Raw genomic sequence first — 21,682 nt, forward strand, 5'->3', positions numbered from 1 at the left:
GGAGGAGAGTGCGCGCGGCGACCGGCCGGCGCGCGAGAAGTCGGACCCCCAACGTAGCCATGCCTATCGCCGAGCCCAATGTCCAGACCTTCACAATCAGGGACCCGACCGCCCATTCCAGCCTCCAGGGCGCGAAGCTTGTGTGCAGATCGGACACTGGTATAAACCTGTCTACCGCGTGGACTGGTCCGCCCCTGTCTGCGCTTTGGCCTCGTGCGCGTCGGTGGACCGCCGCGTAGGTTCTGGCCGCCCGTGCCCCGACCCCGTGTTCGCGCTGATCGCCGCCTTCCTCCTCTCGCTCGCGAGCTTCGTGTTCGCCCTGCTGACGTACGTCGACAGCCGGCGGCTCCGTGAGCTGGCCCACCGGAGCACGGCGCTCTCGAGCACCCACACCGCGAGCCTGTTGCTGGGCGAGGCGGCCGGCGTCATCGCGGACGTCGACCGGCTCCTGGCCCGCTCCGCCATCGACCCGGACCTGCGGGCGCGGGTCGACGAGATCCGCCAGCGGGTCGAGGCCGACCGTGAGCACGTGGCCCGTTCGATGTCAGAGGTGGCCTACGGCGACCTCTCCGCCGCCGGGTACCGCGAGATCGCCGCCCACTCGTCGCTCACCATCTACCGCGTCGTGGGTGGGCGTCGCGAACTGCTCGACATCCTGCTCGCCGTCCGCGCCGACCTGCCGGCCGAGCCTAGACCGGCGGCGTAAAGAGGGAGCGGGGTTGCCCAAGTCAAGCGCGTGGCAGATCTGGAGGGAGGCCGTCGGCCCCAGGGTCGTCCGCGAGCGGGAGCCGCTTCGTCGCCACGATCTGAACCGCGAAGTGGACCGCGACGAGGACGAAGGCGGCCAGCCACACGTAATACCCCCACACGAAGACGAGGCTCGCCAGGAGGCCACTCATGGAGCGCGAGAACACGAACGGCGTCCCAGCCACAACGGCCGCCGCCACGGCGAACGCCACGACGGGCCACGCCTTCCCCCGCGCCCCGCGTCGCCAGAAGAGCGAGGAGACCATGAGCACGTTCGCAAACGTGAGCAGGCCCATGTACGAGTCCGACGTCATCGCGAAGAGGTCTCCGAGGTTCAAACCGGCAACCCACGCGCAGACGGCTCCGGCGATGTACCCCGCTGGCACGTTCAGAAATTCCGGCATCCACACCGCCGGGAGCGTCAGGCTCAGCGCGAAGAGGGCCCACGCGGCGTAGAGCAGCGCGTTCCGGCGGACGGGGCGGGCGAACAGGGGCATGGGCAAGAAGGAGTGGGCGGGCTGCCGCTACGGCTCGTCACTCTTGGTAGCCGGGGTTGCGCCCAGAGTCGAACGAGGCCGTGAGCGCGTCCCGGACCTCGTCGTAGAGCCGGGCCCGGCTGACGCTGTGCGACTCGACGGCGAAGTAGCCCAGCGTGCCGGGCCGCTCGGGGTACGGCTCGGCTTCGTGGCCGGGGACCTCGAGGCCGGCGCGGAAGCGCGTGATGTGAGCGAGGTACCCGGCGATGCTGTCGCGCAGGGCACGCACGTTCCGGTCCGCGTCGCCAAACAGAACTCCCAGCGCTCCATTCAGGATGTCTACGACCGTCTGCATCCACCCTACGAGCCCTTCGGAGGGAAGCTGGGACAGGAGCCGCACCAGCGTCTCGCGCATCAGCGTCAGGCTCTGCTGCTGAGCGTACCGGCTCTGCGTCCCCTCTACGCCCCGGGCGAACCGCTCGAACGCGTCTCGGTGGCCGTGTCTGGAGTACGGGTCGTGGCGCTCGACCTCCACGTGCGTCAGGTCGAAGCGTCCGCCGAGCTGTGGGGCCGGCGTCGTCGTGGTGTCGTCGAACGCGTCGATCCGCCCGAGCAGAATCTCTGCGAGGATGTCGAAGAGAGGGCTGTGGAAGGTCGCTGTCCTGTACCGCAACAGGGGCAGGAGCACGCTGGCCGCCCCCACGAGATCGAGGTCCTCGAGGAAGTTCGACCTCGTGAACCTCCGCGTGCGGCGCTGAAGCCGGATGCGCGTACGGACAGACCAGTCGAAGAGGTCGTTCAGCGTGTTCCGCAGCGTCGTCGCAGAGGCGAGCGGCATGAAGTCCGGGAACTCTCGCCGGAGCCAACCGACGATCTGATACATCCCGTGCAGGAGGTCCCGTGTACCCAACATCGTATCGATCATCGCCGCCCACACCCGCCCGGCTTCGTCGTCGCTGAACCGGAGGTCCCTCAGATGGCCAAAAGCTCCGAAGTCCACGCCGGCCAACCGCGTCTTGCCGGCGACGTACAGCGCGTTCGCGTTCACGACCTCCTCGATCACGAACGGCATCTGCCGCAGGTTGTAGTCGGCGATCACGCGCTGGGTCAGGTCGTACCGGTTGCGGACGTTGACGACGCGGCAGTCCGGGTCGAGCTGCCCGGGATCGAGTTGGTGGAGGCGCCCGAAGAACGGCGTGGACAGGTAGACGATCGTCTTGATCCGCCAGGACCGGGGGAAGCGCGAGCCCCGCGCGGCGATCCGCTTCGAGAACTCGTTGATCACGTTCCCTCCGTGCGAGTGCCCGATCAGATGGAGCGACACCGGCTCCTGGGTCCACTCGGGGTAGAAACGCAGGAGCAGCTCCTCCATCCGCTCCGCAGCGTCCACCCGCGACTGCGGGTGGTTGTCGCCCGTCCACGAGAAGTACTCGTGCTGGATGTGGAGGTCGAGGAACTGCGGCTTGAGCGCGTGGACTTCCTGGAGGAAGTGCTCGTAGTGGGACGGGTTGTTCTCCCAATAGCTGCGGTTGGCCTGGTGCTGGATGCTGTTGAGGTTGAGCGGATCCTGCGTCCCGGGGACGAAGAAGACGACGTCCTTCGGAGTCGGCCGCAGCGTGATCTGGTAAGCGCGCCCCGTGACGACACGGATGCCGGCCTCGATGGCTCGCGTGGTGGTGCTCAGCGACTCGGTAGTCATGCGGCCTCAGGAGATCGCGCAGCGGGTCGCCGCGCGGTGGGACAAGCGGGCGGGCTCACGCGTCCGACGACGGGCCTGGAGACGACGACTCGATGTGAGGGGTCCTGATCGTGACCGGGCCGGGCGGGGCCGGCTCGACCCGGACGGCGCCGTCGGCGTCCACAGTGTGCCGTTGCTCCGTTCCATCGGCGAGGACGACGACGACCTCGATCCCCTCGTGCGGCTCCCCCTCGGGCGTCAAGAACTCGAGCCTGATCCAGTCCCGGTACGTAAGAAAGCCGCTCTCGGCCTCCAACCCGGCGAGCCGCACGCGGAAGCGCCACACCGGACGCCGGTATCGCTCGGCCGCCCCGCCCGAGCGCGCGGCGACCTCATCGAGCTCTGCTTGGGTCGCGATCTGAGCCTTCCCCTCGGCGTCGTACCCCACACGCCAGGCGGCTTCGACACGCCCTTCACGGACTGGGACCCGGAGCGTCGCGACCGGCTCGAACAGAGCGCCTGCCACCCCGTCCTCGCTTCCCTCCCCGCCACGCAAGATCTCGACCTCGGCTGTCTGCCCCTCCAGCCGCTCCACGCCGGCCGACGTCCCCGTCACCCGGCACGAGAGCTCCACCGCGTCGCCGTCTCTCGCCTCGGCCACGCCCCACCGGGCGTCCACCAGTTCGGCGAACGGCAAGACCCACAGCGGGGCCGAGACGACCGTCAGCCCCGGCTCGGTCAGCTCGACGTCGGCCGCGCACAGGACCCCGTCCGGGTCCCGCTCGGCCGCCCGCCGGTCGACGGCCACCTCGACGACCGCCCGGTCCCGGTACATCGCCCCGGCCCCCCGCCCGACGACCCGGTTCCGCGAGTCTCGGACCGTGACGACGACCGGGCTCCCCTCGCCGACGAGCGCGCCCTGGACGCTCAACTGGACGGTGGCCCCGGCCACGGCGACCGGCCGGTCCCACGTGGCCCACTCGAGCGCGGGCTCGACCTCGACGTAGGCGAACGCATCGGGCGTGACGCGGACCCGGCCGAGCGCGTCGGGGGTCAGCCGGACGACCCGGGTCCCGGGCGGGAGCCCGTACCGCTGGCGGATCTCGTCGTCGGTCGGCTGGGACATGGCGGCGGAGGGCGGGCCCCAAGGTAGACCACCCCGGCCCGCGCTAGTTGAGCGACCGGTACACGGTGAGCGCGAGCCACTGCGGCCCCACCCCGTTCGGCCGGTCGAGGAGGGCCAGGACCGACGCCGTGTGGAGCGGAAGTGGGAGGCGGTCCTTGCGGATGTGCGCGTCGAACAGCCCCCGCTGCTCCATCGCGTACTCCCATCCGACCACGTGGGCCGCCCCCTCGCTCGGGCAGAGAAGCCCGAGGGCCACCCCGTCGACCTCGGCCGCGACGTCCAAGCCCAACCGTTCGGCGACGGCTGGGCGGGCGACGTAGGCGATGGCGCCCGGGAACGTCCCGGACAGCTCGGCCAGGAGCGCCCCCATCTCTGGGCCTCCCCCGAGGACGTCCGCGAGGAGCGCGTGCATCGCCCGGTCCTACGCGCGTGGCGGGTCCGGGGGGAGCCCGTTGCCACCCGGGTCGTCCGCCAGCGGGAGCCGCTCCGTCGCCACGCCGTCGCCCTCCGACGCCGGCCCGTGGGGGGGCGGGTTGACCGGCTCGCCCTCGGCCGTCACGCCGGCGTCGAACGTGAGCCGCTTGTAGGGCCGCTCGCCCAGCACCTCCTTGAGGTCGTTCTCGTTGAGCACCTCCTTCTCCAGCAGCGCCTGCGCCAGCCGCTCGAGCTCGTCGGCCCGCTCGTCCAGCAGCACGCGCGTCTGGGCGCGGACGTCGTCGATGAGCGCCTTGACCTCGGCGTCGATCCGCCGGGCGAGGTCGTCCGAGAACGGCTTGTCGAACATCGGCTGGTCCTTCTGGCCCGACAGATTGAACGAGACGTAGCCGATCTCCTCCGACATCCCGTAGTCGACGACCATCGCGTAGGCCATCTTGGTGATCTTCTCCAAGTCGTTCTGGGCGCCCGTCGTGATCTGGCCGAAGATGATCTCCTCGGCCACGCGTCCGCCCATCGTCATCACCATCCGGTCGACGAGGGCCTCCTTGGTGTAGAGGTAGCGCTCCTCGGGGAGCGACTGGGCGTAGCCGAGCGCCGCCATCCCGCGCGGGACGATCGACACCTTGACTACGGGGTCGGTGTACTCCCGGAACCACCCGGCGACGGCGTGGCCGGCCTCGTGGTAGGCCACGATCTTCTTCTCGTCCGGGCTGATGAGCTTGTTCTTCTTTTCGAGCCCGCCGATCACGCGGTCGATGGCCCGCTCGAAGTCGATCATCTCGACGGCGTCCTTCCCGTCGCGCGCCGCCAGGAGGGCGGCCTCGTTGCACACGTTGGCGATCTCGGCCCCGGCAAAGCCGGGCGTCTGGCCGGCCAAGAGCTCCAGGTCGATGTCGTCGCCGAGCGTGAGGTGCTCGGTGTGGACGGCGAAGATGGCCGCGCGCTCGCGGCGGTCCGGCCGGTCGATCAAGATCTGGCGGTCGAACCGGCCCGGCCGCAACAGCGCCGAGTCGAGCGTGTCCGGCCGGTTGGTGGCCGCCATCAGGATCACGCCCTTGTCGGTGTTGAACCCGTCCATCTCGACGAGCAGCTGGTTCAGCGTGTTCTCGCGCTCGTCGTTGCCGCCCATGATGGCGCCGCGCCCGCGGCTCCGGCCGACGGCGTCGATCTCGTCGATAAAGATGATGCAGGGCGCCTTTTCCTTGGCCTGCTTGAACAGGTCGCGCACGCGCGCCGCGCCCACGCCGACGAACATCTCGACGAAGTCGGAGCCCGAGAGCGAGAAGAACGGGACGCCGGCCTCGCCGGCCACGGCCTTCGCCAACAACGTCTTGCCCGTTCCAGGAGGACCAACGAGGAGAACGCCCTTGGGCAGCTTGCCGCCCAGCTTGGTGAACCGCTGCGGGTCTTTGAGGAACTGGACGACCTCCTCGACCTCCTCCTTGGCCTCGTCCAACCCGGCCACGTCGGCGAACGTGATGGGGGCGCCCTCGGTCTGGTCAAAGAGGGTCGCCTTGTTCTTGCCGATGTTCAAGACCTGCTGGCCCGGGCCGCCCATCCGGCGCAGGATGAAGATCCAGAACAGGGCGAGGAACCCGAACAGGATGATCCACGAGAACAGCCCGCTCCAGACGCTCGACGTGTAGTCGGCCTCGAACTCGACGGGCTCCTCGCCGGCCGCCGTCCGCGTCTCGTTGACGCCCTGGACGAAGTCGGTCAGGTCGTGGTCGTCGGGCTTGGTGGTCCGAAAGCGGCGGCCGGCGTCGGCGTCGGGCTGGCGGCCGAACGAGGGGTCGGGCGCGGCGACATCGACGAGCCCCTCGGAGACGGCCGACTCGGTGTACGTCCCCCGGATGTCGACGCGGTCCTGGACCTCGAACGCCTCGACGTAGCCGTCCTCGATCTGCTCGAGGAACACGGAGTACTCGACCTCCGACGACGCGCCGCTCCCGGCCACGAACGTCTGGACGGCGAGCAGCAACAGCGCGATGAGGACGAACAGGTAGAACGTCCCCAGCGACAGCCGAGGGCGCTTCCCCCCACCGCCCTCCCGGCCGGACTGGCCGTCGCGTGGGTTCTGGGGGGTCCGTGGGGTGGAAGCCATAAGGAAATGCGCGCGCGAGGCGCGGGCGCGGCGGACCGCGCGCAGACTCATATAAAGGGGGGCGGTACCCGACCTCGTGGGGGAGGTTCCTCCCGCCTAGCCCGGGGCGCCCGTCGCGGGCGCGTCTCGTCCCGAGACGCCCCGCCGTTCACCCAAGCCGAACGGCCGCCCTACGGCCCGTCGTCTGTGCCGACGTCCGTCCGCTCGAACGCTTCAAGGGCGACCACCTCGCCGCGGAGCTGGGCCCACGCCGGCAGCGCGTCGCGGACGGCTTGGGCCTGCTCGGCCGTCTCGAACTGGCCGATGGCGACGACGTAGGCCGCGCCCTCGACGTCCCGCAGGATGGCCGCCCGGAAGCCGGCCCCCGCCAGCACCCGGACCATCGGGACGCCCTCGGCCGGGATCGACAGCGTCCGGACGCGCCAGGTGACGCCGCCGAGGGTGGGGTCAATCGGAGCCTCCCCCCGCAGGCCCGCGTCGGCGACGGCGGCGAGGGAGTCCGCGGCCGGACTGGGCGCGGCGGGCGGAGGTGCAAGCCGCTCGTCCGGCTGCGGCGCGTCGTCGGTCGGCGGGGTGGCCGTCGAGTCGGCCGGGGTGGCCGTCGAGTCGACGGGAGCAGAGGTGGAGTCGGCGGGGGCGGGCGGGGGGGCCGCGGCGACCAGGGAGTCCGGCGTGGCCGTGACGGGCAGCGCGGGGAGCTCGGCGGCGAGGGCCGTGGCCCGGTCCGCGTACGGAGTGCCCGGGTACCGGGCGGCCAGCGCGCGGAGGTGGTGCAAGAGCGTGAACGAGGACGAGTCGGCCACCGGGAGCGGGGGGGCGACCGGCGGCGGGTCGGGGACCGGCGCGGCTTGGGCGCCTGGGGCCTGGGCCGCGTTCAGCGAGGCCGCGAGGTCGTCGTCATCGGGCGCCGAGCTCTCTCGGGCCGCCCGGCGTCGACGGGCCGCGAGCAGGGTGTCTTCCTCGTCGCTGATCACGTCGACGTCCGCCTCCGGGTCGAGCGCCTCCGGGTCGAGCGCCTCCGCCGGGGTCGCGGAGAGGGCCGAGTCGGGAGCCGCCGCCTCGGCAGCGGCCCGTGCCGCCTCCGCCGCCCGAGCGGCCGCGGCCTCCGCCTGGTCGGCCCGGGCGACCGAGTCGGCGACGACGAACAGGACCGACGAGACCAGGCTGTCGGGGAGCGGGCGGACGAGCGCGAGCGAGTCGGTCCCGGCCCAGTCGACCGTGGCGATGGCCGCCGCCAGGTAGGCGCGCGGCGCCTGGTCGGCCTCGGGGTCCTGGTCGCCCAAGGCCACGAACGCCGTCGCCGCGGCGAGCGAGCGGCCCCGTCGCCACACCGCCCGGATGGCGTCGTAGGCCGCCGACGTCTGGACGGCGACCGCCTCCGGCTCCACCTCGAGCCCCAGGCGGGCCCGGGACGCCCGCCCAAGCGCAGCCGAGTCGGCCTGGGCGACGGACTCGTACAGCGGGCGGGCAGCGTCCTCGCGGCCGGCGGTCCGTTCGATCTCCGCCAAGGCGTAACGGGCGCGGACGGCGACGGGCAGGTCGGGCGTGTCCTGGAGGATGGCCCGGTACAGCGCCGCCGCCGTGTCGGCGCGGCCCAGCGACAGGAAGAAGGCGTTGGCGAGCTGGTAGCGGAGCCCGGCCAGCTCGGTCACCAGCTCGGCCCGCTTGGCCGGCGTCCGCGGGATGGCCGACAGGTCGAGCGGGGGCGGCCCCTCGTTGATCCCGAGCCCGCCGGGGACCTCGGTCCCGACCACGCCCCGGGCCGAGGCCACGTCGCCGGCCTGGACGGCGGCCCGGCGGCGCCAGTTGGGCACGAGCGGCCGGTCGCCCCACTGCTGCTCGAACGCGATCAGGCCGGCCTGGATCGACGCCGGCACGCGGTACGAGAGGAAGCCGCCGTTGGCCGCCGACGTCGCGGCCGGCGTCGACGGGGGCCGGGCGCCGTTGGCCGTCGTCTGGCCCTCGAAGTCGAGCCCGCCGGTGTCGCTGAACTGCTGGGCCGTCCGGGCCTCCTGGAGCCGGCGCTGCTCCTCGGCGTAGATCCGCCGGCGCTCGGCCTCGATCTCGGCGATGCGAGCCTCGAAGGCTTCCTCTGACAGGTCGCCCAAGATCAAGAGCGAATCGGCCTTGGCGATCTCCCGGGCCGTCGCGGCGAGCGCGTTGTAGGTCCGGGCCTCGTCGGCCACCTCCACGATCGCGCCGCGCGTCGGGCGGACGTCGCCGGCCGGCGCGCGGAGCGCCGTCGCCGCCGTGTCGAAGTGGGCCGACGCGCGGACGTAGTCGCCGGCCCGGTCGCGGTAGAACTCGGCCAGGCGGTAGTGGGCCTCGCCGCGGACCTGGGCGGCGTTCAGCTCGGGCTCGTAGAGGACGTCGCGGAAGAGGGCCCGCGCGCGGGCGTCGTCGCCGGCGGCGGCCCGGAGGCGGGCCTCGACGAGGGCCAGCTCGCCGCGCCGGTCGTAGTTCTTGTCGTCGGACCGCATCCGGCGGATGGCGGCCAGGGCGTCATCGGTCTGGCCGGCCTCGACGCCGAGCACGAGCGCGCGGCCGACCTCGGCGGCGTAGCCCAGCTCGTAGGCCGGCCGGCGGCGGAGCGCTTCCTCGTAGGCCTGGGCCGCTTGGTCCCACCGCTCGGCGTGCTCCTCGACCTGGCCGAGCAACACGTAGGACCGGGCCGCCACGTCCGCGTCGCCCTCCTCGGGCGCGCCGGCCCGCAGCGTCTCGGCCGCCTCGTCCCACCGGCCGGCGCGGGCGTAGAGCTCGCCCAGGGCGAGCTGCATCCGCGAGCGCCAGCGGCGGTCGCCCCCGTCGTCGGCCAGCCCCTCCTCCAAGACCTGGACGCCCTCCTCGAAGCGGTCGGCGGCGGCGTAGGTCCGGCCGAGCCAGAACCGGGCCTCGTCGCCCAAGCGCCGGTCCTCGACGAGGTCGGCGGCGGCCATCGTCTCGCGGAACTTCTGCTCGGCCCCGACGAAGTTGCGCTGGTAGAAGTACGACTTGCCGATGACCAGGAGCGCGTCGTCGGCCCACTTCGAGGTCGGCCGGTTCCGGAGCAGCTCGGCGCTCTTGTCGATGGCGTCCTGGAACGGGCCGCCCGACGCGCTCGCCCCGGTCACCGGGAAGACGGCCACGAGCTGGTTCCGGTCGACGGTCACGGCCGACCGCTCGAGCGCGCTCTCGCCGTCCTCGAGCGACTTCGAGGCGTTGTAGTACGTGTTGTAGTACGCCCGGAAGTTGTTGTACCGGCTGTGCAGCGGCGAGCCCGACCGGCACCCGGCGAGCGCGCCGCCCAGGCCGACGACCAGGACGAGCAGGAGACGAGCCGACGGCGCCGTGCGCATCGAGACCACGCGGGTGGGGAGACGAGAAACGGGGTAGCGGAGGCGCCGGGCGGTCGGGGGGCTCGTTCGGAGCCAAGCTACGCCGACCGCCGCCGAGCGCCAGGGCACGAACGGGCCGCCACGGCCGAACGTGCCCGCGTGGGGACGGGGGACGGGGGACGGGGGAGGTGGCCGTCGCCGGAGCCCCCCGCAAGCTCGGTGGCCACGAGTTACCCGGAACTTGTCCACGGCCCGCCTTCCGCCTTCAGTTCTCCCGGGCCCGCGCCGCGAGCAGGGCCTCCGGCGGCGGCGGCTGGCCAGCCACCCGGTACCCGGCCACGCCGTTGCCCTCGACGAACACCACGAGCCCCTCGGCGTCCGGGTCGTAGGTCTCGAGCTGGCGGGCCTCCCAGCCGTCGAAGTCGGCCTCGGTGGTCCCGGGGAGCGAGTGGATCTGGGTCGTGTAGAACAGGCGCTCGGGCTCGAACGGCTGCGGGCGGAACCGGCGGGGGCGCTCGCTCCGCCACAGCACGACGGCCCCGGCGCCGTGGCGGCGGTACCCCTCGTAGGCCGCCGCCGAGAGCTCGGCCCAGTGGCCGGCCAGGAAGTCCCGGTGGGCGTCGACGCGAGCCCGCGCCCGGCGCGACGCGGGCGTGGGCGACGTGATCGTGACCAGGCCGCGCGGCGTGGCGACGGAGACGGACGAGTCGGTGGGCATCTCGGGACGGGCGCGGCGCGGCCCACGCGAGCCCGTCCGCCGGGTTCCGGCCGTCCTATCTTCCCCGCCTCCCCCCCGCACGTCCATGCCCCGCTACGCCGACTTCGACGAGGTCTTGGCCTCCTACCCCGCCCGCTTCAACAGCGACAAGGCCCAGTCGATGGACGACCGCGTCCACATGAACCTGACCGGCGACGACGCCCGCGACGTCACGCTCTACGTCCACCACGGCGAGCTCGACGTGATCGAGGGCGAGGTCCCCGAGGACCCGACGCTCCGGCTGACGGCCAAGACCGAGGACTGGGTGGCCATCGAGAACGGCGAGCTCAACCCGATGATGGCCATGATGCAGGGGAAGGTCAAGATGAAGGGGTCGGTCCCGTTCGCGACCAAGTTCATGGGCCTGTTCGGCTACGGCGGCTGAGCCCCGCCCTGGGCCCCGTGGACACCTCCGTCTCGGTCGAGCACGCCCGGCGCGTCGTCCTGGAGATGGCGCGCGCGACGCCGGCCGAGCCCGTCGCCCTGGCCGATGCGGTCGGGCGGACGCTGGCGGGACCGGTCGTCAGCCGGGGGCCGCAGCCGCCGTTCGACGCCTCGGCGATGGACGGCTTCGCCGTTCGCTGGGCCGATCTAGGCGCGCCGTTGCCGGTCGTCGGCACGGCCCACGCGGGCGACGTGCCCGAGCCGCTCGCGCCCGGCACCGCCGTCGCCATCATGACCGGGGCGCCGGTCCCCCGCGGCGCCGACACGGTCGTCCCGGTCGAGCGAGCGACGCGCGACGGCGACGCGGTCCGGTTCGACGCGACGCCGACGCGGGGCAGCCACATCCGCCGGGCCGGCGAGGCCCTCGCCGACGGCGCCGAGGTGCTGCCGGCCGGCACGCTCATTACGCCGGGCGCCGTCTCCGTACTGGCGTCTGTCGGAGCCGCCCACGTCCCAGTCCGGGCCCGGCCGCTCGTGGCCGTCGTCGCGACGGGCGACGAGCTGGTCCCTGCCGACCGGACGCCGGGGCTGGGTCAGATCCGCGACTCGAACGGGCCCGGGCTGGCGGCCCAGGTGGTGGCCGCCGGCGGCGCCGTCGTCGGCTTGGTGGCGCGCGACACGGCCGCCGACCTCGACCGCGCGCTCGACGAGGCGACCGGCGCCGACGTGGTCGTGGTCGCGGGCGGCGTGTCGATGGGCGAGCGCGACCGGGTCCGCCCGGCGCTCGACGCGCGCGGGGCTGAGTGGGCGTTCTGGCAGGTCCGCCAGCGACCGGGCAAGCCGCTCGCGGTGGGCGCGTGGGACGGCCGGCCCGTCGTCGGGCTGCCGGGCAACCCGGTCAGCGCGGCCGTCTGCTTCGAGGTCTACGTCCGCCCGCTGCTGGCGGCCATGCTCGGCCGGCCGGCGGAGCCCGTCACCGAGCCGGCCGTGCTCGCGGAGACGATTCCCAAGAAGGCCGGCCTCCACACCTTCGCCCGCGTCACCGCCCGGCGCGACGCCGACGGCCGGCTCCACCTCTCCCCCGCCGGCGCCCAGGGCTCCCACGTCGCCCAGTCGCTCGCCCTGGCCGACGGCCTGGCCCACCTCCCCGCCGACTGGCCCAACGCGCCCGCAGGCGCCGTCGTGGCCTTCGAGCAATGGGGATGGGGCTGATGTGGACGTGTGAGCACGTGGACTCGTGGACTCGTGATCCACTCGTCTCGGCAGAGAGGCCGTCCCCCACTGTGCACACGTCCACGAGTCCACAGGTCCACACCTCCACACCGCTGATGCTCCTCCGCACCGTCCGCATGACGTTCGCGCCCGACCGGGTGGCCGACTTTCTCGACCTGTTCGCCGAGGCGCGCGACCGGATCGCCGCCGCACCCGGTTGTCACCACCTCGAGCTGTGGCAGGACGCCCGCTTCGTCAACGTCTTGACCACGTTCAGCCACTGGGACTCGGCCGACGCGCTGGAGGCCTACCGCCAGTCGGCCCTGTTCCGCGAGACGTGGGCCCGGACGACGCCCCTGTTCGCCGCCGCGCCGGTCGCGCACAGCCAGGTCCGGGTCGGCGCCGAGGCGGGGAAGACCTGACCCCGACGACCGGGGCGATGCGTCGTCGTGTCGGCCCCGACTACTGGACGGTCACCGTGACCGTGGCGTTCTTCGACGTCACCCCGTCCCCGTTCCGGGCGGTGTACGTGAACGAGTCCGCGCCCAGGAAGCCGGGGCCCGGCCGGTAGCTCAGCGCGTCGCTCTCGGTTTTGGAGACGGTGCCCCCGCTCCGGGTCCGGTCTTGGAACGAGTCGATCGTGAGGTCGCTGCCTCGGTCGTTCGCCAGCACGTTGATCGTCACGGCCTCGCCCGGGCTCGTCTGCGCGGAGTCATTGTTGGCTACGGTCTCCGCGTCCTGGTCGTCGGCCGAGTCACAGCCGGTCGACAGGAAGGCCACGATGAGACAAAGGGCGGCGGCGAGAAGGCGCATGAGGAGGGGGTTTTTTGAGGTTCGCGCAGCGAGGTCCGAGGGTCAGAGCGGAAGGACACGCTGGCTGAATCTATGGCCGTCGGCGCGGCGCGCAGGGGCCGAGAACGCGGACGCGCCCGGCGCGCCCGGCGCGCCCGGCGGGACCGACCGCGAAACGAGCGCTGCCGGCGAGGGGCGTCAGGCCCCGCACTCGAAGCTCGCAGCCCGGCGGTCGGCGAGCCGCCGGGCCGCCGTGTTCTGGTCCGGCGAGGCGTCCGCCGGGACGTAGCCGACCAGGCACCCCGGCGCCCCCTCCCGGCCCACTTTGACCACCGCGAGGTCCGACCGCCGCTCGGCCGCCGTCCCGCCCGGCCCCTCGACCTCGTACCGGACGATGGCCGCGAACGGCCGCCCATCGCGCAGGCGCCACTCGACCGTCTCGCCGAGGTCGTTGAACCCGCCGGGCGTCTCCCAGGTGTCGTTGCGGACGCCCACGTCAACGTCGTAGCGGAGGTCCCCCCTCGAGATGTAGAGCGGCGTCCCCCGGTAGCCCGAGCAGCGCTGCACGAAGCCGCCGCTCTCGTCGGACGTCTCGATCGTCTCGCAGGCCGCGATCTCGGTGTACGCGCTCCGCACGTCCCCGCCCGCGCCCGTCTGGCCCGGGTCGACCACGCGGTCGTGGCGCGGCACGCGGTCGGTCGTGCAGCGGACGAGCGCCGACGCCCCCCCGTAGTCCGACTCGAAGCGGACGCCGGCGTCGGTGCGCTCGACGCGGTAGGTGGCCTCCTCCGGGACCACCTCGACGGCCCCCTCCTGCTGGTACAGCGTCGCGGTGACGTCGTAGCCCCCGTCGCGGGCGTCGACGGCGTCGACGGTGGCGTACCCGTAGTAGAAGTCGAGCGTGTCCGGCGAGAGGGTCAGCTGCGTCATGGTCGTGGTCCGCGCGCACGCCTCCGCGTCGGCGTCGTAGCTGCCGAGCAGGTCCTCCGGCATCCGGTCCTCCGACGGCGTGGTCCCGGCCACCGGGGCCTCGTCGGGCGACGGCGTGTCGGCCGACGAGGGCGCGTTGCAGGCCGCGAGGGCCAGGGCGAGGGGGAAGGCGATCAGGGGCCGCATGGTGGGGGTCAGAGGGAGGGGCACGTGGTCGAGACGGACGGACTGCGGGGTCCCCACCCGGAGCGCATACGGGCTCCACGCGCCGCCGTTCGCGGACGCGCCGGAGCGGGCCACGCAGATCCGGTGATCGCCGTCGCGCGGCCCATCCGTCCACTTGAACTCCGAGGTAAACACCACCTCGGTCCGTCCGGGCTCACTCACCCTCGACTCCGTCCCACAGCTCGCTCACCGGGTGGACCTCCCCCCGCTGAGCCTCCGACCAGCCAAGCCGGACGCTCTCCTCGGCCGGGACGAGGGCGACGCTCTCGCGGAAAGCGGACACCATGCGCAGGAGAGCCGGGAGGTACTCCTCCGGGACATCGCCGACCTGCTCGATGACGCGCTGACGATACGGGGAGGCTGCGGACATGAGTTCGAGAGTTCGTCCTCGTACGACGCCCGGCGCATCTGCCCGTTCCGACTCCGTGCCGGCCCGTCAGATGACGGTCCCGTCGGGGAGGATCGTGTTCTTGGGCAGGACGATGACCCCGTCGCGGATGTGCCACCCGTCGCCGTCGGCCTCGTCGACGCCGGCCTCGTTCGTGATCCGGCAGTCGGCGCCGACCTGGGCGTTTTTGTCGATGATGGCCCCCTCGACGACGCTGTTGGGCCCGATGCCGGGCGACGGCGGCGGGTTGAGGCCGGGCCGCTTCGAAGGGTCGCGCCAGGGGAGGTAGTCCGCGCCCAGCATGACCGTCCGGCGCAAGACGGCGCCGGGCGAGATGAACGACCGGATGCCGACGACCGAGTCCTCGACCGTCGCCTCGGTGATCACAGCGGCCTCGGCGATCATCGAGTTGCGGACGTGCGACTCCTGGATCTTGGCCGGCGGCAGCATCCGCGCGTTCGAGAAGATCGGCGCGTCCTCGTCGTAGAGGTCGAACTCGGGGTCCGGCTGGGCGAGCGCGAGGTTGGCGTCGTAGAACGACCGGACGGTCCCGATGTCGGACCAGTAGCCGGTGAACGGGTAGCTCACGACGCGGCGGGCGGCGATGGCGGCCGGGATGATCTCCTTGCCGAAGTCGGTCTGGCCCGGGTTCGTGAGGAGCACCTCGCGGAGCACGTCGCGCTCGAACATGTAGATCCCCATCGACGCGAGGTAGATCCGGCCCTGCTCGCGCATCTTGGCCGAGACCGGGCTGTCGAGCCCGTCGAGCGCGTCGCGCGCCGGCTTCTCGTGGAACTCGGTGATGACCCCGTCGGCGTCGGTCTTCAAGATGCCGAAGGCGGGTGCCTCGTCGGCCGTGACCGGGATGGTCGCGACCGTCAGGTCAGCCCAGGTCGAGCGGTGGTGGGCCGCGAACGTGTTGAAGTCCATCCGGTAGAGCTGGTCGCCGGACAGGACGAGCACGCGCCGGTGCGGGTACGGGTCGATGTGGGGGAGGCACTGGCGGACGGCGTCGGCCGTGCCCTGGTACCAGTCGTGGGAGTCCGGCGTCTGCTCGGCGGCCAGGACCGTCACGAACCCGTGGCCGAACCGGTCGAACCGGTAGGCCCGCGCGATGTGGCGGTTGAGGCTGGCCGAGTTGTACTGGGTCACGACGAACATCCGCATGAGCTCGCTGTTGACGCAGTTCGAGATCGGGATGTCGATGAGCCGGTACTTGCCGGCGAGCGGGACGGCCGGCTTCGAGCGGTGGCTCGTGAGCGGGAACAGCCGGGTGCCGGCGCCGCCGCCGAGGATCACGGACAACGTGTCGCGCATGAGGGGTCGGGGTGAGCGAGGGGACCGCTAGATAAGGCGATCCGACGCGAGGAGTCGCGAGGCCATCGGATCGAACCGTCGCCACCTCCGGTGGCCCTCGGCATCCGGGCGGACACGACGAATCGTGTCCCTACGCCGCGACTTGCGACGCCTCGACCTGCGGTAGCGACATGATTCATCATGTCCCGAGCACACCGAGCCCCTCGTACAGCGACGCGTACGCCGTCGCCGACGACGCCCACGAGTGATCGGCCCACATCCCGTTCTGGCGGAGCCGGGCGAGCGCGCCGGCGTCGAGCGCCAGCACCTCGCGAACCGCATCCGCGAACGCTTGGCCCGTGAAGGCCTCGAAGCGGACGCCCGTTCCGGCCTCGCCGTCCCACGGCACCACCGTGTCCCGCAGCCCGCCGACCGCGTGGACGACCGGCACGGCGCCGTAGCGCATCGCGTAGAGCTGGCCCAGCCCGCACGGCTCCTGCTTCGACGGCATCAGAAACACGTCGCCGGCGCTGTAGAGGCGGTGCGCCAGCGCCTCGTCGAACGCGAGCGTGAGCGAGAACCGCCCGTCCGGCGCCCCGTCGGCGACCGCGCGCAGGGCGCCCTCGTGCTCGGCGTAGCCCGAGCCCAGCACGGCGACGGCCGCCTCGGTCTCGTCGAGGATCCGGACCAGCCCGTCCGCCAGGACCGTCGCGCCTTTTTCCGGCGTCAGGCGCCCCACAAACGTGAGCAGCGGGCGGTTGGCGTCGAGGCCAAGGTCGGCGCAGACGGCGCGTTTGGTGGCCGTCTTGCCGTCGAGGTCGTCGGCCGAGAACGGCTCTGGGAGGTGTGGGTCGGTCGCCGGGTCCCAGACGGCCGTGTCGACGCCGTTGACGATCCCGCTCAGCCGGTCGCCGGCCAGCCGGAAGGCGTAGTCGAGCCCGTGCGACGGCTCGGGCCCGGCCGCCAGCTCGCGGGCGTAGGTCGGGCTGACGGTCGTCACGCGGTCGGCTCGCTCGACGCCCGCCTTCAGGCTGTTGACCCGGCCCAAGTGGTCGAGCGACTCCCAGTTGGGCGCCTCGACGCCGACGGCGTCCCACCGGGACCACCCCATCTCGCCGTGGTGGTCGGCGCTGTGGACTGTGAACACGGTCGGGACGTCGCGCAGGACCGAGTTGGCGGAGTCGGCCTCCAAGAGCGTCGGGATCAGGCCCGTGTGGTGGTCGTGGAGGTGGAGGAGGTCGGCGCCGTCGAGCGGCGTGTTCTCAGACCGGAGCCAGTCGAGCACCATCAGCTGGAACACGAGGTAGCGGACCTCGCCGCGCGCGAACCAGGCGTTGTCCGACGCCCGGAAGTAGACGCCGTCGTCGCCGAAGTGCTCGGGCTCGTGGACCAGGTACAGCGGGACCTCGGCCCCGTCGCCCGACAGCGCGCCTGACCGGAACACCTCGAACGGGAACCCCTCGCCCTCGAAGAACACCTGGCCGGTGTGGACCGACTCGGTGGCCCCGACGCGCCCGGCCATCCGCCCCTCCGGGCCGCCGTAGAACGGCATCGCCACGGCCGACGGCACGCCGCTCTGGGCCAACGCCCGGGGCAACGCGCCCACGACGTCGGCCAGCCCGCCGACTTTGGCGAACGGGGCGCACTCGGCGGAGACGTGGAGGACGGGCATGGGCGGTGGGGCGTGAGCGGTGAGGCGCGAGTGGTGAGGCGCGAGTGGTGAGCAAGATGCGAACGCTCGCGGGTCCTGGCGGGATCGACGCGCGGGATCTCCGAGACGGACGGATGCTCCCCCGCGAGTCGGCCGGTCGCAGAGCATGTCTTGATCGGGGCTCAAGCGCTTCGGCTCGGACCTCTGGCCCCCTTGCGAAAAGCAGGGCAACTACATTCTCTGTCTCACATTCAATTGTCCAACAAACCGCCCGTCATCCTCGCGCACGCGGGGATCCATCGGGGGCCGCTCGCCGAGACAAAGCACCGGATGGATTCCCGCGTGCGCGGGAATGACGGGTGGTGCCTGGTTGCCATCTGAAGAACGTAGCCACCCAGCCTACAAGGCAGAACAACCCGAGTGACCGCCGCCCGGCCGGACGCTGACGGGGAGCAAAGCGATGGGCGTTCGGGCGAGGGGAGCGTCGGCGGGCGGAACGCCAGTGGCCACCCGGGCCCGATCTCGCGGGGCGGGACAATCCGGCATCCCCGGCGTCGTTGGCGTCCCGACTCCGGCTAGCTTGCGCGCCTCTCCCCAACTCTGTGAGCACCTCCCCCCTCGTCGCCCCGATTCGCCGCCGGCTCCGTGCCGCGCGTCGCCGGCTGACGGGCGCAGCCGTGGCCCGGGGCGCGCTCGTCACGCTCGGCGTGGTCGGGGCCGGCGCGGCGCTCGCGCTGGCGGCCGAGGCGACCGTGTGGCTGGGGGTCGAGCTGCGGACGGCGCTGTTCTGGATGCTCGCCGTCGCGCTCGCGACGCTCGTGGCAGTGACCGTCGTGGTGCCGCTCTTGCGCGGGTGGGGCGTGCTGCCGGGCTTGGACGAGCGGGCCGTCGTGCGGCGGGCCGGGCGCGACTACGCCGGCGTCAGCGACCGGCTGGCGACGTTTCTCGACCTGGCCGACGGACACGACGCCGGCGACGACGACCGGCTCCACGCCGCGGCGCTCGACGCGCTCGGGCGCGAGGTGGCCGACGTCCCGTTCGAACACGTCCATGCCTTCGGTCCGGTCCGCCAGACGGCCCGGTGGGCGCTCGTCCCGCTGACGTTGGTGGTGCTCGGGTTCGCGCTGTGGCCCCAGACGATGACGGCCGCCGCGGGCCGGCTGCTCGCGCCCGGCGTCTACTTCGCCCCGCCCGCCCCGTTCGAGATCTTGGTCGCGCCCGGCGACGCCGAGGTCACGCGAGGGGCCCCGTTCGAGATCACCGCCCGCGCCGTCGGCCGCGAGCTGCCGCTGTCGGCCGAGCTCGAGATCGGCCGGGCCGACGAGCGGGCGACCGAGACCGTCCGCCTCCAGGCCGACGGCGACCGCTTCGCCCACACCGTCGACGCCGTCCGCGCCGACCTGCGGTATCGGTTCAAAGCCGACGGCGTGCGGACGCCGTGGTTCACCGTCCGCGCCGTCGACCGGCCGCTCGTGCGGGGCGTCCGGGTGACGGTGATCCCGCCGGGCTACTCCGGGCGGAGCGCCCGCGCGCTGCCCGAGGGCGTCGGCGACGCGACGGGGCTGGCGGGCTCGGCGGTCCGCGTTCAAGTTCAGCACGGCGGGCCGGCGCCGGTCGAGGCGTGGCTCCGGATCGAGTGGGAGGACGGGCGTGGCCAGCGGGTCCCGCTCCGGATCGGGAGCCAAGCGGCGCTCGGCCAGTTCCGCCTGCGTGGGGCCGGGACCTACACCGTCCACCTCCGTTCGAAGGGAGGCTTGGAAAACACCGACCCGGCCCGCTACCGCCTGGGCGTCCTGTCCGACGGCCCGCCCCAGATCGCGCTCGTCGAGGGCGCCGACGGCGGTTTGACCGACGGCCCGCGCCGGCTCGTCTTCCGCGTGACCGACGACTTCGGCTTCCGCGGCGGTCGCCTCGTCTACCGCGTCACGCGCGGCGGGACGGCGCAGCGGGCCCGGGCGCTCGGCCTGGGCGTCCGCACGCGCCCGCTCGACCAGGACGTGGCCGTCGACTGGCGCGTGCCCGGCGCCCGGCCCGGCGACGTCGTCGAGTTCTACGGCCAGGTGACCGACAACGACGGGGCCGGCGGCAAGACGGCCCGGACGCCGCTCTTCACCGTCCGCTACCCGTCGCTCGCCGACCGGCTCGACGACTTCGGCGCCCGCCGCGACTCGACGGTCGAGGCGCTGGAGGAGCTGAAGGACGACGCCGACGAGTCGCGCGAGCGGTTCCGCCGCTTGCGCGAGGACCTCCGCGAGAACGTCGACCCGGACTGGGAGGACCGCCGCCAAATCGAGGAGCTCATGCGCGAGCAGGACGCGCTCCGCGACCAGGCCCAGTCGCTCCAGGAGCAGATGCGCCAGCTCGGCGAGCAGCTCCAGAACAACGAGATCGGCGACGAGGACTTGCGGCGCCAGTTCGAGGACATGCAGCGGGTGCTCCAAGAGCTCGACACGCCCGAGGTCCGCGACGCGCTCGAACGGCTGCGCCAGGCGATGGAGAAGCTCGACCTGCGCGAGATGCTCCAGGAGGCCGACGACGTGGCCCAGAGCGAGGAGGAGATGCGCCGCCGCCTGGAGCGGGCGATGGAGCTGATGCGCCGGTTGGAGGCGGCCGTCGAGATGGAGGAGATCGCGCGCCGGGCCGAGGACCTGGCCGAGACCGAGGAGCGGCTGGCGCGCGAGACCGAAGCCGTCCGCGAAGGCCGCGACCCGGAGCAAGCGGAGGACGCCGAAACGGAGAACGCGGACGCCGGCGAGCGACCAAACGAGCCCTCCGCGAGCGAGACGCGGGCGGAGCGCGAGCGGCTGGCTGAGGAGCAGCGTCAGGCGGCTCAGGATGCGGAGGCGTTGCAGAAGGAGCTCGACGCCCTGCGCGAGCAGCTCGACGAGGTCCGCAACGCGCCGACGGAGGCGGTCGAGCAGATGCAGCAGGAGATGAACGAGGACGGCGGGCTCCCCCAGCAGATGGAGGAGAACGCCCAGCAGCTCCAGCAGAACCAGATGCAGGACGCCCAGCAGGGCCAGCAGGACATGTCGGAACAGCTCCGCCAGATGGCCGGCCGGATGCGCGAGCAGAGCCAGCAGATGCAGCAGCAGCAGAAGCAGGTCGACCAGGCCGCGCTCCGCCGCGCCCTCGAAGACGTCCTCACGGTCTCGCGCGACCAGGAGGCCCTGGCCGGCCGGACCGCCGGGCTCCCCCGCGACAGCCCGGCGCTCGTCCCCGCCGCCCGGCGCCAGAGCGACCTGCGCGACGCCTTGCGAACGGTCGTCGACACGCTGCGCCGCGTCGGGAGGACCGTGCCCGCGCTCGGCCCCAAGGTCGACGAGCGGGCGGCCGACGGCCAGCGCGAGATGGACCTGGCCGTCAGGCGGCTGGCCGACCGGCGTTCGGGCCCGGCCGTCGGCCACCAGCGCGCGGCCATGTCGCACCTCAACGAGCTCGCGCTCCTGCTCGCCGACCTGCTCGACCAGCTCCAAAATCAGCAGCAGAACGGCCAGGGCGGCGGTGGCCAGGGCAGTGGCCAGGGGATGTCGCCCCAGCAGATGCAGCAGCTCGGCCGAGCCCAACAGCAGCTCAACCAGCGGATCCAGCAGATGCTCAACGAGTCGGCCGGAGAGCGGCTGTCGCCGGAGCAGGGGCGCCGCCTCCGCCAGATGGCCGAGCAGCAGGAGGCCCTCCGGCGCCAGCTCGAGCGGGCCGTCGAGGGCGGCGGCGACGGGCTCAACCCGAACGACCGGAGCGCGCTCCAGCGCGTCGGCGACCAGATGAAGGAGGCGGCCGAGCAGCTCCGCCGTGGCGGGCTCGACCCGCGCGTCCAGCCCCGCCAGCAGCAGATCCTAGAGCGGCTCTTGGAGGCCGAGCAGTCGGTGAACCAGCGCGGGCGCGAGCAGCGGCGCGAGGCCCAGCAGGGGCAGGCCCGGCCGGCTCCGCCAGCCACGGCCCCCCGCACGGACCGCCCGGCCGACCGCGTCCGCGGCGACCTTATCCGGGCGCTCGAGAGCGGCTACGCGCCGGACTACCAGGACCTCATCAAGCGCTACTTCGAGCGCTTGCAGGCCCGCACCGCCGGCTGACACTGGCGACGCAAACTGGGGGAGGCGCCCCGGGCGGCGTCCCCCCTCCCACGGGGAGAGGGACAGGGTGAGGGGACCTGGCCCGACGCCG

The 21,682-nt window shown here is 72.8% G+C and carries 17 protein-coding genes; 5 read left to right on the plus strand and 12 right to left on the minus strand.

All coding sequences use genetic code 11. The features are described 5' to 3' along the window. The first annotated feature begins 265 nt into the window (after positions 1-265). Positions 266-706, plus strand: a complete 441-nt coding sequence (locus ACOOHE_RS14515; protein WP_420454801.1) for a hypothetical protein — start codon at positions 266-268, stop codon at positions 704-706. Positions 707-728: 22 nt separating this feature from the next. Here the strand turns inward: ACOOHE_RS14515 and ACOOHE_RS14520 are convergent, their stop codons facing one another. The 7 genes from ACOOHE_RS14520 to ACOOHE_RS14550 all read right to left on the minus strand — a co-directional run bounded on the left by ACOOHE_RS14520 (position 729) and on the right by ACOOHE_RS14550 (position 10,601). After that, complete coding sequence (locus ACOOHE_RS14520) at positions 729-1,244, minus strand: hypothetical protein (protein ID WP_420454802.1); 516 nt, start codon at positions 1,242-1,244, stop codon at positions 729-731. Between the two features lie 37 nt (positions 1,245-1,281). Continuing rightward, on the minus strand, positions 1,282-2,922 hold the full coding sequence (locus ACOOHE_RS14525) for a hypothetical protein (RefSeq protein ID WP_420454803.1): 1,641 nt from the start codon (positions 2,920-2,922) through the stop codon (positions 1,282-1,284). A gap of 55 nt (positions 2,923-2,977) precedes the next feature. Beyond that, a complete protein-coding gene (locus ACOOHE_RS14530) occupies positions 2,978-4,027 on the minus strand; it encodes a hypothetical protein (RefSeq protein ID WP_420454804.1) in 1,050 nt (349 codons plus the stop codon). A 43-nt stretch (positions 4,028-4,070) separates the two neighbouring features. Continuing rightward, positions 4,071-4,439, minus strand: coding sequence for a hypothetical protein (locus tag ACOOHE_RS14535; RefSeq protein ID WP_420454805.1), 369 nt, complete (start codon positions 4,437-4,439; stop codon positions 4,071-4,073). A gap of 9 nt (positions 4,440-4,448) precedes the next feature. Next, on the minus strand, positions 4,449-6,488 hold the full coding sequence (ftsH, locus tag ACOOHE_RS14540) for an ATP-dependent zinc metalloprotease FtsH (RefSeq protein ID WP_420457630.1): 2,040 nt from the start codon (positions 6,486-6,488) through the stop codon (positions 4,449-4,451). 251 nt (positions 6,489-6,739) lie between these two features. Continuing rightward, a complete protein-coding gene (locus ACOOHE_RS14545; RefSeq protein WP_420454806.1) occupies positions 6,740-9,904 on the minus strand; it encodes a tetratricopeptide repeat protein in 3,165 nt (1,054 codons plus the stop codon). A 244-nt stretch (positions 9,905-10,148) separates the two neighbouring features. Next, positions 10,149-10,601, minus strand: a complete 453-nt coding sequence (locus tag ACOOHE_RS14550; protein WP_420454807.1) for a hypothetical protein — start codon at positions 10,599-10,601, stop codon at positions 10,149-10,151. A gap of 85 nt (positions 10,602-10,686) precedes the next feature. Between ACOOHE_RS14550 and ACOOHE_RS14555 the strand changes: the two genes are divergently transcribed. The 3 genes from ACOOHE_RS14555 to ACOOHE_RS14565 all read left to right on the plus strand — a co-directional run bounded on the left by ACOOHE_RS14555 (position 10,687) and on the right by ACOOHE_RS14565 (position 12,658). After that, positions 10,687-11,025, plus strand: coding sequence for an SCP2 sterol-binding domain-containing protein (locus ACOOHE_RS14555; protein WP_420454808.1), 339 nt, complete (start codon positions 10,687-10,689; stop codon positions 11,023-11,025). 17 nt (positions 11,026-11,042) lie between these two features. Further along, positions 11,043-12,236, plus strand: coding sequence for a gephyrin-like molybdotransferase Glp (glp, locus tag ACOOHE_RS14560; protein ID WP_420454809.1), 1,194 nt, complete (start codon positions 11,043-11,045; stop codon positions 12,234-12,236). A 116-nt stretch (positions 12,237-12,352) separates the two neighbouring features. Beyond that, positions 12,353-12,658 (plus strand): putative quinol monooxygenase, encoded by a 306-nt coding sequence (locus ACOOHE_RS14565; protein ID WP_420454810.1) that lies wholly within the window; start codon positions 12,353-12,355, stop codon positions 12,656-12,658. Between the two features lie 40 nt (positions 12,659-12,698). On the opposite strand, the gene ACOOHE_RS14570 is transcribed toward ACOOHE_RS14565, so the two are convergent. The 5 genes from ACOOHE_RS14570 to ACOOHE_RS14590 form a co-directional block, all read right to left on the minus strand. After that, positions 12,699-13,049 carry an Ig-like domain-containing protein gene (locus tag ACOOHE_RS14570; RefSeq protein WP_420454811.1) on the minus strand — a complete coding sequence of 117 codons (351 nt, stop codon included), beginning with the start codon at positions 13,047-13,049 and terminating at the stop codon, positions 12,699-12,701. Positions 13,050-13,226: 177 nt separating this feature from the next. Continuing rightward, positions 13,227-14,144, minus strand: coding sequence for a hypothetical protein (locus ACOOHE_RS14575; protein ID WP_420454812.1), 918 nt, complete (start codon positions 14,142-14,144; stop codon positions 13,227-13,229). A 193-nt stretch (positions 14,145-14,337) separates the two neighbouring features. Then, entirely contained in the window at positions 14,338-14,553 is a 216-nt protein-coding gene (locus ACOOHE_RS14580) for a hypothetical protein (RefSeq protein ID WP_420454813.1), read from the minus strand. A 66-nt stretch (positions 14,554-14,619) separates the two neighbouring features. Continuing rightward, complete coding sequence (locus tag ACOOHE_RS14585; protein ID WP_420454814.1) at positions 14,620-15,888, minus strand: glucose-1-phosphate adenylyltransferase; 1,269 nt, start codon at positions 15,886-15,888, stop codon at positions 14,620-14,622. 178 nt (positions 15,889-16,066) lie between these two features. Next, positions 16,067-17,539 (minus strand): glycogen synthase, encoded by a 1,473-nt coding sequence (locus ACOOHE_RS14590; RefSeq protein ID WP_420454815.1) that lies wholly within the window; start codon positions 17,537-17,539, stop codon positions 16,067-16,069. A gap of 581 nt (positions 17,540-18,120) precedes the next feature. Between ACOOHE_RS14590 and ACOOHE_RS14595 the strand changes: the two genes are divergently transcribed. Next, positions 18,121-21,591, plus strand: coding sequence for a DUF4175 family protein (locus tag ACOOHE_RS14595; RefSeq protein WP_420454816.1), 3,471 nt, complete (start codon positions 18,121-18,123; stop codon positions 21,589-21,591). Positions 21,592-21,682: the final 91 nt, after the last annotated feature.

Source organism: Rubrivirga sp. (assembly GCF_965213695.1).
Lineage (GTDB): Bacteria > Bacteroidota > Rhodothermia > Rhodothermales > Rubricoccaceae > Rubrivirga.

What these genes read in the sequence shown, in the direction of transcription:
- ACOOHE_RS14535 (WP_420454805.1), bottom strand. Translation starts at nt 4,439, where the DNA reads ATGCACGCGCTCCTCGCGGACGTCCTCGGGGGAGGCCCAGAGATGGGG.
- ACOOHE_RS14525 (WP_420454803.1), bottom strand. Translation starts at nt 2,922, where the DNA reads ATGACTACCGAGTCGCTGAGCACCACCACGCGAGCCATCGAGGCCGGC.
- ACOOHE_RS14580 (WP_420454813.1), bottom strand. Translation starts at nt 14,553, where the DNA reads ATGTCCGCAGCCTCCCCGTATCGTCAGCGCGTCATCGAGCAGGTCGGC.
- ACOOHE_RS14545 (WP_420454806.1), bottom strand. Translation starts at nt 9,904, where the DNA reads ATGCGCACGGCGCCGTCGGCTCGTCTCCTGCTCGTCCTGGTCGTCGGC.
- ACOOHE_RS14520 (WP_420454802.1), bottom strand. Translation starts at nt 1,244, where the DNA reads ATGCCCCTGTTCGCCCGCCCCGTCCGCCGGAACGCGCTGCTCTACGCC.
- ACOOHE_RS14565 (WP_420454810.1), top strand. Translation starts at nt 12,353, where the DNA reads ATGCTCCTCCGCACCGTCCGCATGACGTTCGCGCCCGACCGGGTGGCC.
- ACOOHE_RS14550 (WP_420454807.1), bottom strand. Translation starts at nt 10,601, where the DNA reads ATGCCCACCGACTCGTCCGTCTCCGTCGCCACGCCGCGCGGCCTGGTC.
- ACOOHE_RS14590 (WP_420454815.1), bottom strand. Translation starts at nt 17,539, where the DNA reads ATGCCCGTCCTCCACGTCTCCGCCGAGTGCGCCCCGTTCGCCAAAGTC.
- ACOOHE_RS14570 (WP_420454811.1), bottom strand. Translation starts at nt 13,049, where the DNA reads ATGCGCCTTCTCGCCGCCGCCCTTTGTCTCATCGTGGCCTTCCTGTCG.
- ACOOHE_RS14555 (WP_420454808.1), top strand. Translation starts at nt 10,687, where the DNA reads ATGCCCCGCTACGCCGACTTCGACGAGGTCTTGGCCTCCTACCCCGCC.
- ACOOHE_RS14585 (WP_420454814.1), bottom strand. Translation starts at nt 15,888, where the DNA reads ATGCGCGACACGTTGTCCGTGATCCTCGGCGGCGGCGCCGGCACCCGG.
- ACOOHE_RS14530 (WP_420454804.1), bottom strand. Translation starts at nt 4,027, where the DNA reads ATGTCCCAGCCGACCGACGACGAGATCCGCCAGCGGTACGGGCTCCCG.
- ACOOHE_RS14575 (WP_420454812.1), bottom strand. Translation starts at nt 14,144, where the DNA reads ATGCGGCCCCTGATCGCCTTCCCCCTCGCCCTGGCCCTCGCGGCCTGC.